Here is a 13,398-nt window from a genome sequence, read left to right as displayed (position 1 = left end):
GCGTCGGCGGCCTCGGCCGCCGACGTGGCCCACGTCACGGGTGCCAGCAGCGGCAGCACGAATTCGCTCGGGAGCGCGGTGCCCTCCGACTCCTGGCTCCCGCCGAGGCAGGCGGCTACCCGGTGGGCTTCCGGCCACCGCAGGATGGGCAGGTGGAAGTGCGGGTCGTCGTACCCCAGGCTGATCCGGTCGCCCCCGTCCGGGGTGGTGAGCCCGTGGAAGACGCCGGGCGACGAACTGAACCGGATCGACCAGGTGTGCCCCGAGGGAAAGGGGATGCGGAACAGGGCGCCGGCGGCCATCGCCGCCTCCATGGCCTCGTCCTCTTCGTCGTCGTCCATCTCGTCGGTGATGACGTCGTACGGGTCGGGCCCCCACAGCCCCTCGTGGTCGAAGTCGGGATCGTCGCCCAGCACGCGGGTCAGGAACGCCCCGCCGGACTCGTCCTCGGTGTCGGCGATGCGTCCGCCGTAGTAGGAGGACCAGAAGGCCGGTCGGCGCAGGACGGCGGCGAAGTCGGTGAGGACGGGCATGGGACGACACCGTAGCCCGCGGTCCGGACAACGGTGCGACCGTCCGCGCCCCCGGTCGGCGCGCGGAATCGGGACTGCACATGCGGACGTGTTGAAGCCGTCGCCTTCCGGTTCTAATGTGCGCTCATCAATCGTCGTCGCGATTACGGAGCCGCTCGTCCATGAGTGCCACGAACCCGCATGCCGGACTGCCGATCACCGACGACGATGCGGCGATCGCGGCCGCCTTGGAGGACGTGAGCGTCCCGACGCTGCTCCTCTCCCTCGTGCACATGACGGGCGACCCGTCGTACATCCGCGGCCCGATCCGGCCGCGGATGCTGGTGCTGAACGAGGTGCAGGGGTTCCTGCCTGCGGAGGAGCAGGCCGAGGCGCGGCGGATGGCACTGGAGGCCATCAAGGCGTACCGCGACGGCGGGTGTGTGCTGCCGCCTCCGCCGGGGCCGGAGCTGATCCGGGAGATGATGAGCTGGGTGGCGTGCGAGGACGTGCCGGAGGAGTACGTCCCGATGCTGCTGGAGGAGATGGAACTCGACGGCGTCGACGCGCGGCGCGTGGAGGTGCACGCGGACGCCGCGGCGCGCGAGGCGTTCCCCGTCGTGGTCATCGGCTGCGGGCAGTCGGGCCTGCTGGCGGGCATCCGGCTGAAGGAGGCCGGGATCCCGTTCACCATCGTCGAGAAGAATCCCGGCGTGGGCGGCACTTGGTGGGAGAACTCATACCCCGGCTGCCGGGTGGACGTCGGCAACCACTTCTACTGCTACTCGTTCGAACCCAGCGACCACTGGACCGAGTTCTTCTCCCAGCAGCCCGAACTCCAGCGGTACTTCCAGGACGTGATGAAGCGTCACGCGATCGAACCGCACATCCGCTTCAACACCGAGGTCGAGGGCGCCGTCTGGCACGAGCCGTCGGCGACCTGGCAGGTCACCGTGCGCACGCCCGAGGGCACCACCGAGGTGCTGACCGCGCGCGCCGTCATCTCGGCGGTCGGCCTGCTCAATCGGCCCAAGATGCCGGACATCCCCGGGATGGCGGACTTCGAGGGCCCCGCGTTCCACTCCGCCCAGTGGGACCACGCGGTCGACTATCGCGGCAAGCGCGTCGCGCAGATCGGCGCGGGCGCGAGCGGCTTCCAGATCGCCCCGACCATCGCGCCGGACGTCGCCCACCTGACCGTCTTCCAGCGCACCGCGCAGTGGATGTTCCCCAACCCGAACTACCACGAGAAGGTCGGCCCGGGCGTGCGCTGGGCCATGCGCCACCTGCCCTTCTACGGCCGGTGGTACCGCTTCCTGATCTTCTGGCCGGGCAGCGACGGCGCGCTGATGAGCGCCCGCATCGACCCCGAATGGCCGCACCAGGACCGGTCGGTCAGCGAGCGCAACGACCTCACCCGGCGGATCTTCACCGACTGGATCACCAGCCAGGTCGGCGACGACCCGGAACTCCTGGCGAAGGTGCTTCCGGACTATCCGGCGACGGGCAAGAGGACCCTCCAGGACAACGGCAGTTGGCTGCGCGCGCTCAAGCGCGACAACGTCGACCTGGTGCGCGAGGGCATCGCCCGCATCGAGAAGGACGCCGTCGTCACCGCGGACGGCGAGCGCCACGAGGCCGACATCATCGTGTACGCGACCGGCTTCCAGGCGAACCGCTACCTCTACCCCATGCACATCGTCGGCCGCGACGGAGCCGTGCTGGCCGACCAGTGGGGCGACGAACCGAACGCCTACCTCGGCATCGCCGTACCGAACTTCCCGAACTTCTTCTGCATGTACGGCCCCGGGACCAACCTCGCGCACGGCGGCAGCCTGATCTTCCACTCCGAGTGCCAGATGCGCTACATCGCGGGCTGCATAGACGAGTTGGTGCGCAACGGCCACCGCACCCTGGAACCGCGCGCCGAGGTCACCGAGGCGTACCACGCCCGCCACCAGACCGAGATCAGGAAGCTGGTCTGGTCCCACGACACCATCAAGCACTCCTGGTTCAAGAACCGGAGCGGCGACATCCACACCGTCAGCCCGTGGCGCCTGGTGGACTACTGGGAGTGGACCAAGCAGCCGGACCTGGCGGACTTCACGGTGAGTTGACGCGCTCCCCGCCGCCACCGCGAACTGCCCGCAAGTTGCAGGCCGGTTCGAAGGTTCCGTTCGTCCCCGACCGGGCTACAGGGCGAGTTCCATGCGTTGTTCGACGGCGTCGACGCCCCACTTCCGGGCGGGTTCGGAGTGGGTGAGGCGGAAGCCGGCGGATTTGTAGAGGTGGTGGGCGGCGTCCAGGCCGGCGACGGTCCAGAGGTAGACGCCTGCCGCGCGGCGGGCGCGGGCCTCGGCCATCGCGGCCTCGAAGAGGGCGCGGCCCAGGCCGTGCCCGCGGGCGCGGGGGTCGAGGAGGACCCAGCGCAGTTGGTACCAGCCGGGGGTCTCGTCGCCGCGGGTCAGGCCGGTGGCGCCGACGACCTCGCCGTCGAGTTCGGCCACCCACAGGCGGCCCGCGTCATGGGTGCCGTCGCGGTCCCAGGCGAGCCAGAGGTCGGCGAGTCCGGCGGCGACGTACGCCTCCATCGTCGCGTCCATGCCGTACTCGCGGGTGTAGAGCACGCCGTGCAGGGCCGCGACCGCGCCCAGGTCGCCGGGTCGGGTGCCTTCGCGGATGCTCGCCGGGGCGTTGGCCATGGGTCTATCCTCCACTGAAACACTCGTTTCAGTGGAGGATAGACCCATGGCCCTGGATACGGAACCCTCGCCCCGGCAGCGCGAACTGCTCGCCGCGACGCGGGCGTATGTGGCGGAGAACAACCTCAGCGACCTGTCGCTGCGCCCGCTGGCGGCCGCTATCGGGTCGAGTCCGCGCGTCCTGCTCTACCTCTTCGGGTCGAAGGAGGGCCTGATCCGCGAGGTGCTGGCGGAGGGGCGCAAGGAGCAGTTGGACCTGGTCGAGCGCGCCACCGCGGAGGCGGACGGCCCGCGCGCGGTCCTGGAACTGCTGTGGCGGTGGGTCACCGACCCGGGCCACCGCACGGTGTTGCGCATGTTCTTCGAGGGGTACGTGCGGGGCTGCGGTCCGCAGGCCGCCACGGGCCCGTGGACCGGCTTCGCGGCGGCGTCCCTGGACGACTGGCTGCCCCCGCTCGAACGCCTGCTCGACGGGCACCGCATATCCGCCACGCTGGCCCTCGCGGTGATGCGGGGGCTGCTGCTGGACCTGCTGGCCGACGTGCCGGGCGAGGGCGCGGCCGCGGCGGCGCGGGCCACGGAGACGCGGGTGGACGCGGCGTGGCGGGCGTTCCTGGACGATGCGTTCGGCCCCGACCCGGCGGACCGGGACTGATCGAGCGCGGCCCGGTACGCTCCCCCCGACCGGCAGCCTCCGGTCCCTGACCCGACCGCCCGCCCGATCGGAGCCCGTCCGTGCCCCGCCTCCCGCGCCGCACCGCCGCCGCAGGCCACGGCGACACCGCCGTCACGGTGCCTGTCGAAACGGGCGCCGCCGCGGACCAGGACACCGACGCGACCCCGGGTCCGACCCCGGCCGCCGCGTCCGTACCCGATCCGCGGCCCGGCGGTCCGCGCGCGGGCGACGCGCCCGCGAAGTCCGCGGCTCCCCCGGGACGCGCCGAGAACCCCGGCGGCAGCGGCGGGCGGCCGTCGTACGCGCACCTGTCCTGGCTGCGCGTCATCGCCATCGTCGCCGTCGTCGCCATCCACACCACCGGCATGACGATGACCGACGCGGGTCTGCGCGGCAGCGCCGTGTGGTGGACCGCGGCGATCGTCAACGTCGGCTCGACGTGGGCTGTCCCGGTGTTCGTGATGATCAGCGGCGCGCTGCTGCTCGGTCCCGCCCGCGACGGCGAGGACGCGGTCGGGTTCTACCGCCGCCGCCTCGCACGCATCGCGGTACCGCTGGTGTTCTGGCACGCGTTCTACATCGCCTTCAAGATGTGGGTGAAGGACTACCGGCCGACGGTCGAGAAGGTCGTCGGCGATCTGCTGCTCGCCAAGACGTACACGGCGCTGTACTTCTTCTGGCTGATCCTCGGGCTGTATCTGCTCGTGCCCGTGCTGCGCCTCTTCCTCGCACACGCGTCCGCACGCGACCGCCTCCTGGTCACCGGGATCGCGCTCGCGTTCGGCCTCGGGGTGCAGATCACCAACGCGTACATCAACGTGCGGCAGCTCGGCGGACCGGCGTTGCGGCTGACCGCGCCGACCTACTTCCTGCCGTACATCGGCTACTTCATGCTCGGCTACGTCCTGCGCGACGTCGTGCTGACCGCCCGTCAGCGCCTGGTCGCGGCGCTCGTACTGCTGCTGGTGCTCACCGAGTTGGTCTGGCAGCACACCCACGCGGCGGACCTGCCGCTGGACTTCGCGGTGGCGCTGCCACCCAACACGCTCGGTGCGGCGGCGGCGCTCTCGTCCGCGCTGGTGTTCCTGCTGGCACGCGGCACGCTCGACCGCGGCGGCCGGGTGGGGAGGGCGGCGAGCGACCGCGTGCTGGGCGTGTTCGGCTGCCATCTCGCGGTGCTGTACGGCCTGCAACGCTGGTTCGGCATGCCGGACGGGGCCACCACGCTGCCGGGCCTCGCGCTGCTGCTCGGCGGCACCCTCGCCGCGTCCTTCGCCATCAGCTTCGCGGCGTCCAAAGTCCCGTTGCTGAACAGGGCGTTCTAGGGCGCTCAGGACCGCCGGACTGAACCAGACGACTGACCCACAACCGATGCGCCGTTCGCGACCCGCGGGGGCTTGGCAATAGGTTCTGCGCATGTTTCCGACTCAGGACCCCTACGGCCCCCAGCAGTACGCCCCCGCACCTGGGCAGGGCACACATTCGCCCTGGATCGTCACCATCGCGACGGCGGTCGTGGCGCTCGCACTGGTCGGAGGACTGCTCGCGTCGAGCGGCGACGGCAGTGAGAGCGGCATGCCCGTCGCCGCGCCCGGCGACATGCCGAGCGCGCGCGTGCCCAGCGGCCGGCCCACGGACCACCCGACCATGCCGTCGTTCACCGCGCGGCCGAGCGGCCCCAAGACCCCGGGCAGCCGTACGCCCACCGCGGCGCCGAAGACGACCAAGGCCGGCGACTGGGACACCGCCGAGGGCGACACGGACCCGTTCACCACGGCCGAGTGGTTCCCCGCGGTCGGCGACTTCTCGATCCAGAAGCGGCCGTACGTCCAACTCGCCCAGGACGAACGCAACTGCACCGCCGCCGAGCCGGCCATGCGGTCGCTCTTCTCCGACGACTGCATCGGCGTCATCCGGTCGTTGTGGACCACCGCGAACAAGAAGTACGTCGGCCAGTTGTCGGTCATCTCGCTCACCGACAAGGCCGCGGCCAAGTCGATCCAGAACCGCCTGTCGGCCGGGCAGAGCAACGGCGCCTTCGTACAGTTCGTCACGCCGCCGTCGGGGTCCGGCGTGCGGTTCTCCGAGCGGTACCCGACCTGGGTGGGCACCACGACCGCCGGCCACTACATGATCGTGACCGAGGTGGCGCTGACCAACGGCGGGGCCATCGACGCGACGGCGAAGCAGATGTACGACGACCTCTACCTGGTAGCCGGGGAGCACATCAACGCGCAGATCTGGGAGTGACGCCGGCCGCCGACCGCGGCGCCCGGGCCCGGGGGCCCGGGGTCCCGGCAGGCGGTCCGGGACGCAGACGGCGGGCGCGGCACACGCGGTCGACTCGGCACGCGGTCGACTCGGCACGCGGTCGACTCGGCACGCGGTCGGCTCGGCACGCGGTCAGCTGGGCGGCGTCAGGCGTCCGGCAGCACGTAGGCGCCCGTCCTGAGGCCCGCGAGCACACGCGTCGCGGTCTCCTCGGCCGTCCAGCCTGTCGAGTCCACGACGTGCGCCTCCAACTCGGCGAGTCCGGAGAACTGCCTGTGCAGGGACCGCACGGGCTCGGGGGCGGTCAGCGCGCTGTCCCCAGTACGCGTGGTGGCGCGGTGCAGGGTGGTCTCCTGGTCCGGGCGGAGCACGACGTACTGCATCGGGACACCCGCCTCCGCACGCGCCTCGCGGTAGGCGCCGAGGAACCACGGCCCCACGATGCCGTCCACGACGACCGTGTAGCCGCCCACCGCATAACCGAACGCGGCGCGCGCGAGCACCCCCACCACGACCTCGTTCTGCCGGTGCGCCTCGGGCCGGTAGGCGGCGATGGCGCCCCGCCTGATGTAGTGCCAGAAGTCGTCGGTGTGCAGGTGGACGCTCGGCTCGTACGCGTCGGCCAGCAGCCGCGCGACGGTGCTCTTGCCGGCGCCGGGCGGGCCGGTCAGCACGATCACCTGGCCGTGCCGCCCCCGATGCGTACCCGTGTCCCGCGGTCCGGCGAACGTCATCGCCCGGTCCTCCCCGCTGCCGTCGCTCCCGGTGTCCGTCCCCATGTCCCTTTGTCCTTTTGTCCCTTTGTCCCCGTGCTCGTGACCGCGCCTGCGTGCGGTTCCCCCTCACCGCCCGCGGGCCCTCGCGCGGCCGCGCCCCGGCGTTCGCGCCGGCGCGTCCGTACCGCACAAGATCGCCATCATGGCAGCCCGGTCCGGTGGTCGCCTCCGGATATCCGTGCTCAAGTGAGAGAACCGTGAGGACGTCCTGCCCGCGTGCGCGGGCGCATTTCGGGAGGTGGCGCGTGGCCGTTGGCGGCCTGACCGGACCGGGAGCCGGGATGTCGGCCGGGCCCCGCGCGCCGCGGACGTAACCCTTATGGAGGAACAGCTCCCACCCGATTACCACGCGGGCCTGGCGTCGCGGCTCAACTGGCTGCGCGCGGCCGTGCTCGGCGCGAACGACGGCGTGGTGTCCACGGCGGGCCTCGTCCTGGGCGTCGCGGGCGCGGCGGGCTCGCGGTCGACCATCCTGACGGCCGGTCTGGCCGGGCTGCTCGCGGGCGCGCTGTCGATGGCGGCCGGTGAGTACGTCTCGGTCAGCACCCAGCGCGACGCCGAACGCGCGGCGATCGAACGGGAGAAGCGCGAGCTGCGCGACGAGCCCGAGGCGGAGTTGGCGGAGCTGATGGCGGCGTACCGGGCCAAGGGCCTGTCGCCCGAACTCGCCCGTCAGGTGGCGGTGGAGCTGACCGCGCACGACGCGCTCGCGGCGCACGCCGAGACCGAACTGCGCCTCGACCCCGACGAGCTGACCAATCCGTGGCACGCGGCGTTCGCGAGCTTCGGGGCGTTCGCGGTCGGCGCGCTGCTGCCGCTGCTGGTGATCCTGCTGCCGCCGGACGGGTGGCGGGTGCCGGTGACGGTGGTTTCGGTGCTCATCGCGCTGACGTTGTTCGGGTGGGCGAGCGCGCGGACGGGCGGTTCGCCGCCGCGCGCGTCCGTGTTGCGGAATGTCGCGGGCGGCGGCGTCGCCATGGCGGTCACCTATGTGACGGGCACCCTGCTGCACGTTGGCGGCGTGTGAGTGCTCGCCGGAACAGCCTTTCCCAGGCTGTCACTTCCGGGGTTGCCGCGTTCCGGGGCAGTCACTTTTCTGGGCTGTCACTTTTCCGCGCGGTCACTTTCTCAGGACGTCACTTTCTCAGGACGCCAGGTTCTCAGGACGCCACTTTGCCGGGACATCATTTCAGTTGCGCGTAGCGGTCCAAGGCAGCCTGGAAGGCCGAAGGCCCCACGTTGAGCGGTGCGGTGAACGGATCGCGGAGCTGGAAGACCAGCAGCACGCCGAACCCCACCACGGCGCCCGCGAGTCCGAGCACCGCGATGTTGCGGACGTTGGCGGTCATGCCGACGAGCGGTGGATAGACCAGCACGAGCAGGCCCGCCGCGATCATCACGGCGAACAGGATGGGCGGTGAGACCGAGTCGAGGTCGGCGAGCCGGGCGTAGCGCTTGACGTAGACCTCGTCGAGCGCGGCGGAAGTGGCGTCGTACGCGGCCTCGCGCCGCTCCGCCGGGACCGCCGCCAACGCGCTCTGCACGGCGTCCAGTTGCTGCCATGACGTCGGCGAGGCGCGGTGCTTGGCGAGGTCCGGCCACTCGTCGTCCACCACCGAGCGCGTGTAGACGGTGATGGCCTCGCGGACCGGATCGCGGTCCTGCGGGGCGAGTTCGCCCGCTCGCGCGTACGCCTTGGCGAGGACGCGGGCCTCCTCGTGCGCGTGCGACCGCACCACGGACTGGAGTTGCCAGGCGCCGACGATGAGGAAGCCGGTCACCAGGACGAACGACGAGAGCACGACGCCGCCCGCGAAGGTGAGCGCCTGCGGGGTGAACGAGCCTTCGACGCTGCGTGCGCTGCGGCCGAGCCACACGGCCGCGCCGACCGCGATTCCCGCGCCCAGAACGGTGCACAGCGTCCAGATCACGATGGTGAGCGTCATGATGACGGCCTCCCGGTTCCGCCGCGGCCGTCGCCGCCGCCTCGGGTGACGGCGGCGAGCGCCGCGGGGACGATGGCGAGCAGGAGCGCGAACCCGAGCCAGGTCGCGAGGTCCCACACGCCGCTCTCCTCCTCCGGTTCCGCGACCGCGACGGGCCGCCTGGTCGGGACGGGGGCCGGCATCGGTGTGGGCGGTGGGGGCGGGGTGGTGGCGACCGGCTCCGGCGCGGGCGGCGGGGGTGGCACCACGCGGTCCACCGGCTGCGGTACGGCGGGGCGAGGCGTGGGCGGGGGCGCGGGACGGGACGGCGGGGGCGGCGTGGGCGGCGGTTTCGGCGCGGCCGCAACCGGGGGCGGCGGCGGGGGCGGTGTCGGCTTCGGCGGCGGAGGTGGCGGCTGCGGAGGTGGTGGCGGGTTGAAGTTCAGCCCGACGTTGTTGTCCTGGTTGACCACGCCGCCGCCGGGGTCGTTGTTGTGCTGGACGATGGTGATGCTCGGCGACGGCTTGCCTACCGGTGGCTTTGAAGCGGTCGGCTTGGCGAAAGGTGGCTTCGGCGGCGGTTGCGGAGCCGGTGATTCCGGGGGCTGCGCTTTCGGCGGCTGCACTGTCGACGACTGCGCTCTCGGCGGCTGCGTTGTTGGCGGTCGCGCTTTCGACGGCTGGGGCTTCGCTGCCGCGGCAACCACCGGTGCCGGGGCGGAAGATGGCGTCGATGCGGGGGCCGGACGTGGGGCCGGGTCCGGGCACGGGCAGGCGCAGTGCGCCCGGCCGGGCAACGGCACGGCGGCGAGCGCGCGGGCGACAGCGGACACCGGTTCACCCATCCGGGTCGGCAACCGGCCCGACCGGAAGCCGGTCTGATGATCCGTCAGAACCCGGACCACGGAGGTCGGTTGGGCAACAGGTCGGGATTGCGGCGCGGATGGCGCGGGCAATGCGGCGGCGGGATGGGCGACGGCGGCCAAGGCGCAGGCCGCGAGGGGCACCGCGCCGAGCAGCGCGCGCGGGGCCGGACGGGCGTACTTCACAAGCATGAGCACAGAGTGGGCGACGCACGGGTTGGTCGGAACGAGATCGCCGGAAGATAGCCCGTTCGTGTAACGGCCGCGCCGCATTGTCACGTTCTGCTGCTTTCAACCACACACTTTCGTGTTATTGATCACGATCTTTCCCACCACCCAGGATGGTTGGCGCGAGCCCGAGTTCCCGCTTCTCGGGCGGTTCCAGGGGAGGTCATGTCTGATGACGGTCGACGCGGAATACGACATCGAGGCGAACGGCGGAGACGCCCGGCAGAGCCTCGGAACGGCCGCGGCACGCAACCTCGCCACGACCACCAAGTCCGCTCCGCAGATGCAGGGCATCAGTTCGCGGTGGCTGCTGCGCATGCTGCCTTGGGTGAACGTCGCGGGCGGCACTTACCGGGTGAACCGGCGCCTGTCCTACTCGGTGGGCCGGGGGCGGGTGAGCTTCTCGCAGACCGCCGACACGGTGCGGGTCGTACCCCCGACGCTGCGCGAACTCCCGCTGCTGCGCGGCTTCGAGGACGAAGACGTGCTCGCCGCGATCGCGGCGCGCTTCCGGCAGCGCGAGTTCGCCGCCGGCGAGGTGGTCACCGAGGCCGGGCAACCGATGGACCAGGTGCACCTGGTGGCGCACGGCAAGATCAACAAACTGGGGGACGGCAAGTACGGCGACCAGACCGTGGTCGGAGTGCTCGCGGGGGGCGACCACTTCGGCGACGAGGCGCTGGTGGAGGAGGACGCGCGCTGGCCGTACAACGCCACCGCGTCCACCTCGGGAACGCTGCTGTCGCTGCCCCGCGACGCGTTCCAGGCGCTGGTCGACCAGTCACCCGAACTGCTGGTGCAGATCGCGCAGTTCCTGGCGAGCGCGCAACAGTCGACGAACCGGCACGGCGAGGCGGCGATCGAGCTGTCGGCGGGCCACGAGGGCGAGATCGACCTGCCCGGCACGTTCGTGGACTACGAGCTGACGCCGCGCGAGTACGAACTGAGCGTGGCGCAGACGGTCCTGCGCGTGCACAGCCGCGTCGCGGACCTCTACAACAAGCCGATGAACCAGATCGAGCAGCAACTCAAGCTGACCGTCGAGGCGTTGCGCGAGCGCCAGGAACACGAGCTGGTCAACAACGCGGAGTTCGGGCTGCTGCACAACGCGGACCACGAGCAGCGCATCCACACGCACCACGGCCCGCCCACCCCGGACGACCTCGACGAGCTGCTGTCGCGCCGCCGCGACACGTCGCTGTTCCTGGCGCACCCGCGGACCATCGCGGCGTTCGGGCGCGAGTGCAACCGGCTCGGGCTCTACCCGGACACGATGCAGTTGCACGGCAGCAGCGTGCCGGCCTGGCGCGGCGTCCCCGTGCTGCCGTGCAACAAGATCCCCATCCAGGACGGCCACACGTCGAGCATCATCGCGATGCGGCTCGGTGAGGACAACCAGGGCGTCGTCGGGCTCCACCAGACGGGCCTGCCCGACGAGTTCGAGCCGAGCCTGTCGGTGCGGTTCATGGGGATCAACGAGAAGGCGGTCATCTCCTACCTGGTGAGCGCGTACTACTCGGCGGCCGTTCTGGTGCCGGACGCGCTCGGCGTGCTGGAGAACGTCGAGATCGCCCGCCCGCGCGACTGATCCGCCGGGCCCGCGGACGGGGTACGGCCGCCGCGCGCGGTCGTACCCCCGCACCACCCTGACCCTTCCGACCCCAACGACCCTCCGCGCGGACGACGCGCGGGATCACGCACGCAAAGGGGCCGTCATGAGTTGGTCCGGATTCCTCATCATCCTCGGGGCACTGGTCGGCGTGGCCGTGTGCATCTACGTGGTGCAGCGGTTCGTCCCCCACCCGCTGCGCGAGCAGCACAACGACGTCGCGGGGTTCATCTTCGCGGCGGTGGGCGTCCTGTACGCCGTCCTCCTGGCCTTCGTGGTGATCGCGGTGTGGGAGAACCACGCGGCGGCGCGCGAGACGACGTTCAAGGAGGCCGACGAACTGGCGGGCCTGTACTGGGTCTCCCGCGAACTGCCGCTGCCGCTCGGGGCGGAGCTGGAGGCGCAGACGCTGGACTACGCAAAAACGGTCATGCACAAGGAATGGCCGATGATGACCGACCACAAGAGCAGCCCCGAGGCCACCGCGCTGGTCTACAAGCTGCGCGAGGGCGTCATGTCGTACACGCCCGGCGGGCCGCGCGAGGAGGTGCTGTACGACCGCGCGGTGAACCACCTGGAGAACATGGCCTCCGCCCGCCGCGAGCGCCTGAATCAAGTGGACGAGGACGTGCCCGCGCTGCTGTGGGTCGCGCTGATCGCCGGCGCGGTGCTGACGATCGGCTTCACGTTCCTGTTCGGGCTGTCCAACACCTTCACGCACGGCCTGATGGTGATCATGCTGACCGGGCTGATCGTGGTGTCCCTGGTGGTGATCAGGGAGATGGACTTCCCGTTCAACGGGGTGACGAAGATCGATCCGACGGCCTTCGAAGTGTTCCTCGACCGGCTGCCACCACCCAGGACGGCGTAGCCGCAGCGGGCATCACCCGCGACCGCGCGTCACCTGGAGCGGCGCAACCGGGGCAGGCACGGGGGCACGGGGGCACCGGGCACGGGGCCACGGGGGCACCGGGCCACGGGGGCACCGGGCACCGGGCACCGGGCACCGGGCACCGGGCACGCGGGACGGGGGCACGGGGGGCACCGGGCACGCGGGACGGGGGCACCGGGTACGGGGGCACCGGGCACGGGGGCACCGGGCCGGGCCGGGTGCCGCCGGGCCGGCCCCGTGCCTCGCACGGCGGCGCACCCGTCGTCCGTCCCCCGACCGCCCTCCCGCTCTCCTTGCAACCTGACGAGCCGTCACTTACCGTCGCGAAGCAGGGGCCCTATCGAGGAGGCGGCATGGCAAGGATCGAGATCCCGGACGGCGACACGCCCGAGGTGGTGCGGGCGCTCAGCCTCGCCCCGCACTTCGCCGAGGTGGCGTGGGCCTACGAGCAGGCGGTCGCCAAGAGCCCTCTCGACCGGCGGCTGCACGAGCTGGTGCGCATGCGCATCGCTGTGATCAACGAGTGCGTGGTGTGCCTGAACTGGCGCAACAAGGACTGGGGTGTGAGCGAGGAGGAGCTCGCCGCGGTCGGGGAGTACGCGGACAGCGACCTGTTCTCGCCGCTGGAGAAGCTCGTCCTGGAGTACGCCGAGCGCTTCGCCACCGAGTCCGCGCGCATCGAGGACGACCTGCTGGAACGCCTGGTCGAGCACCTGGGGGCGGCCGGGGTCACCGACCTGACCCTGGTGGCCGGCAAGTACCTGGCGATGGGCCGCTTCATGCAGGTCCTGGGCCTGGACCAGGCGTGCAACCTGGTCTTCGACGACAGCGGCGAGCTGGTCGTCACGACGGCCTGAGCCGTCCGGGCGGGTCCGCGTCGGGACGTCCCGGCAGCCGTCCGGCCACGTGCGCCGTGCACCGCGAGCGAGGAGGCTCGCGGTGTA

At 71.6% G+C, this 13,398-nt stretch carries 14 protein-coding genes; 9 read left to right on the top strand and 5 right to left on the bottom strand.

All coding sequences use genetic code 11. The features are described 5' to 3' along the window. The coding region (locus tag ACRX5S_RS32200) for a hypothetical protein (RefSeq protein ID WP_436776709.1) at positions 1-533 on the bottom strand (533 nt) is incomplete at its 3' end. Positions 534-694: 161 nt separating this feature from the next. Here ACRX5S_RS32200 and ACRX5S_RS32195 point away from each other — a divergent pair. Next, on the top strand, positions 695-2,629 hold the full coding sequence (locus ACRX5S_RS32195; RefSeq protein WP_436776708.1) for a flavin-containing monooxygenase: 1,935 nt from the start codon (positions 695-697) through the stop codon (positions 2,627-2,629). A gap of 75 nt (positions 2,630-2,704) precedes the next feature. Here ACRX5S_RS32195 and ACRX5S_RS32190 read toward each other — a convergent pair whose 3' ends face one another. After that, positions 2,705-3,214, bottom strand: coding sequence for a GNAT family N-acetyltransferase (locus ACRX5S_RS32190; RefSeq protein WP_436776707.1), 510 nt, complete (start codon positions 3,212-3,214; stop codon positions 2,705-2,707). 46 nt (positions 3,215-3,260) lie between these two features. Here ACRX5S_RS32190 and ACRX5S_RS32185 point away from each other — a divergent pair, with 46 nt between their 5' ends. The 3 genes from ACRX5S_RS32185 to ACRX5S_RS32175 all read left to right on the top strand — a co-directional run bounded on the left by ACRX5S_RS32185 (position 3,261) and on the right by ACRX5S_RS32175 (position 6,140). Further along, positions 3,261-3,869 carry a TetR/AcrR family transcriptional regulator gene (locus ACRX5S_RS32185; RefSeq protein ID WP_436776706.1) on the top strand — a complete coding sequence of 203 codons (609 nt, stop codon included), beginning with the start codon at positions 3,261-3,263 and terminating at the stop codon, positions 3,867-3,869. A gap of 80 nt (positions 3,870-3,949) precedes the next feature. Next, positions 3,950-5,215: an acyltransferase family protein gene (locus ACRX5S_RS32180; protein ID WP_436776705.1), complete on the top strand. Its 1,266-nt coding sequence runs from the start codon at positions 3,950-3,952 to the stop codon at positions 5,213-5,215. Between the two features lie 91 nt (positions 5,216-5,306). Then, positions 5,307-6,140, top strand: a complete 834-nt coding sequence (locus tag ACRX5S_RS32175) for a hypothetical protein (protein ID WP_436776704.1) — start codon at positions 5,307-5,309, stop codon at positions 6,138-6,140. Between the two features lie 167 nt (positions 6,141-6,307). Here ACRX5S_RS32175 and ACRX5S_RS32170 read toward each other — a convergent pair whose 3' ends face one another. Continuing rightward, positions 6,308-6,940 carry an AAA family ATPase gene (locus ACRX5S_RS32170; protein WP_436776703.1) on the bottom strand — a complete coding sequence of 211 codons (633 nt, stop codon included), beginning with the start codon at positions 6,938-6,940 and terminating at the stop codon, positions 6,308-6,310. A 316-nt stretch (positions 6,941-7,256) separates the two neighbouring features. Between ACRX5S_RS32170 and ACRX5S_RS32165 the strand changes: the two genes are divergently transcribed. Beyond that, positions 7,257-7,964 (top strand): VIT1/CCC1 transporter family protein, encoded by a 708-nt coding sequence (locus ACRX5S_RS32165; protein WP_436776702.1) that lies wholly within the window; start codon positions 7,257-7,259, stop codon positions 7,962-7,964. A gap of 157 nt (positions 7,965-8,121) precedes the next feature. Here the strand turns inward: ACRX5S_RS32165 and ACRX5S_RS32160 are convergent, their stop codons facing one another. Together ACRX5S_RS32160 and ACRX5S_RS32155 are read right to left on the bottom strand one after the other, a co-directional pair. Then, on the bottom strand, positions 8,122-8,883 hold the full coding sequence (locus ACRX5S_RS32160; protein ID WP_436776701.1) for a hypothetical protein: 762 nt from the start codon (positions 8,881-8,883) through the stop codon (positions 8,122-8,124). Beyond that, the gene (locus ACRX5S_RS32155; RefSeq protein ID WP_436776700.1) at positions 8,880-9,131 is read right to left on the bottom strand and encodes a hypothetical protein; all 252 of its coding nucleotides are present in this window, start codon (positions 9,129-9,131) and stop codon (positions 8,880-8,882) included. Before ACRX5S_RS32155 ends, ACRX5S_RS32160 begins: the two co-directional genes overlap by 4 nt. Before the next feature lie 166 nt (positions 9,132-9,297). On the opposite strand from ACRX5S_RS32155, the gene ACRX5S_RS32150 reads away from it, so the two are divergent. The 4 genes from ACRX5S_RS32150 to ACRX5S_RS32135 all read left to right on the top strand — a co-directional run bounded on the left by ACRX5S_RS32150 (position 9,298) and on the right by ACRX5S_RS32135 (position 13,311). After that, positions 9,298-9,744 carry a hypothetical protein gene (locus tag ACRX5S_RS32150; protein ID WP_436776699.1) on the top strand — a complete coding sequence of 149 codons (447 nt, stop codon included), beginning with the start codon at positions 9,298-9,300 and terminating at the stop codon, positions 9,742-9,744. Positions 9,745-10,125: 381 nt separating this feature from the next. Beyond that, positions 10,126-11,541 carry a family 2B encapsulin nanocompartment shell protein gene (locus ACRX5S_RS32145; RefSeq protein ID WP_436776698.1) on the top strand — a complete coding sequence of 472 codons (1,416 nt, stop codon included), beginning with the start codon at positions 10,126-10,128 and terminating at the stop codon, positions 11,539-11,541. A 127-nt stretch (positions 11,542-11,668) separates the two neighbouring features. Next, positions 11,669-12,433 (top strand): DUF4239 domain-containing protein, encoded by a 765-nt coding sequence (locus tag ACRX5S_RS32140; RefSeq protein ID WP_436776697.1) that lies wholly within the window; start codon positions 11,669-11,671, stop codon positions 12,431-12,433. Between the two features lie 374 nt (positions 12,434-12,807). Beyond that, positions 12,808-13,311 (top strand): carboxymuconolactone decarboxylase family protein, encoded by a 504-nt coding sequence (locus tag ACRX5S_RS32135; protein WP_436776696.1) that lies wholly within the window; start codon positions 12,808-12,810, stop codon positions 13,309-13,311. The last annotated feature ends 87 nt before the right edge of the window (positions 13,312-13,398 follow it).

This window comes from Yinghuangia sp. YIM S09857 (assembly GCF_051388915.1).
Classification (GTDB): Bacteria; Actinomycetota; Actinomycetes; order Streptomycetales; family Streptomycetaceae; genus Yinghuangia.
Note: the sequence above shows the minus strand (reverse complement) of the source record. Positions and strands in the feature narration are given on the sequence as shown.

What these genes read in the sequence shown, in the direction of transcription:
- ACRX5S_RS32195 (WP_436776708.1), top strand. Translation starts at nt 695, where the DNA reads ATGAGTGCCACGAACCCGCATGCCGGACTGCCGATCACCGACGACGAT.
- ACRX5S_RS32190 (WP_436776707.1), bottom strand. Translation starts at nt 3,214, where the DNA reads ATGGCCAACGCCCCGGCGAGCATCCGCGAAGGCACCCGACCCGGCGAC.
- ACRX5S_RS32185 (WP_436776706.1), top strand. Translation starts at nt 3,261, where the DNA reads ATGGCCCTGGATACGGAACCCTCGCCCCGGCAGCGCGAACTGCTCGCC.
- ACRX5S_RS32175 (WP_436776704.1), top strand. Translation starts at nt 5,307, where the DNA reads ATGTTTCCGACTCAGGACCCCTACGGCCCCCAGCAGTACGCCCCCGCA.
- ACRX5S_RS32170 (WP_436776703.1), bottom strand. Translation starts at nt 6,940, where the DNA reads ATGGGGACGGACACCGGGAGCGACGGCAGCGGGGAGGACCGGGCGATG.
- ACRX5S_RS32165 (WP_436776702.1), top strand. Translation starts at nt 7,257, where the DNA reads ATGGAGGAACAGCTCCCACCCGATTACCACGCGGGCCTGGCGTCGCGG.
- ACRX5S_RS32160 (WP_436776701.1), bottom strand. Translation starts at nt 8,883, where the DNA reads ATGACGCTCACCATCGTGATCTGGACGCTGTGCACCGTTCTGGGCGCG.
- ACRX5S_RS32145 (WP_436776698.1), top strand. Translation starts at nt 10,126, where the DNA reads ATGACGGTCGACGCGGAATACGACATCGAGGCGAACGGCGGAGACGCC.
- ACRX5S_RS32140 (WP_436776697.1), top strand. Translation starts at nt 11,669, where the DNA reads ATGAGTTGGTCCGGATTCCTCATCATCCTCGGGGCACTGGTCGGCGTG.
- ACRX5S_RS32135 (WP_436776696.1), top strand. Translation starts at nt 12,808, where the DNA reads ATGGCAAGGATCGAGATCCCGGACGGCGACACGCCCGAGGTGGTGCGG.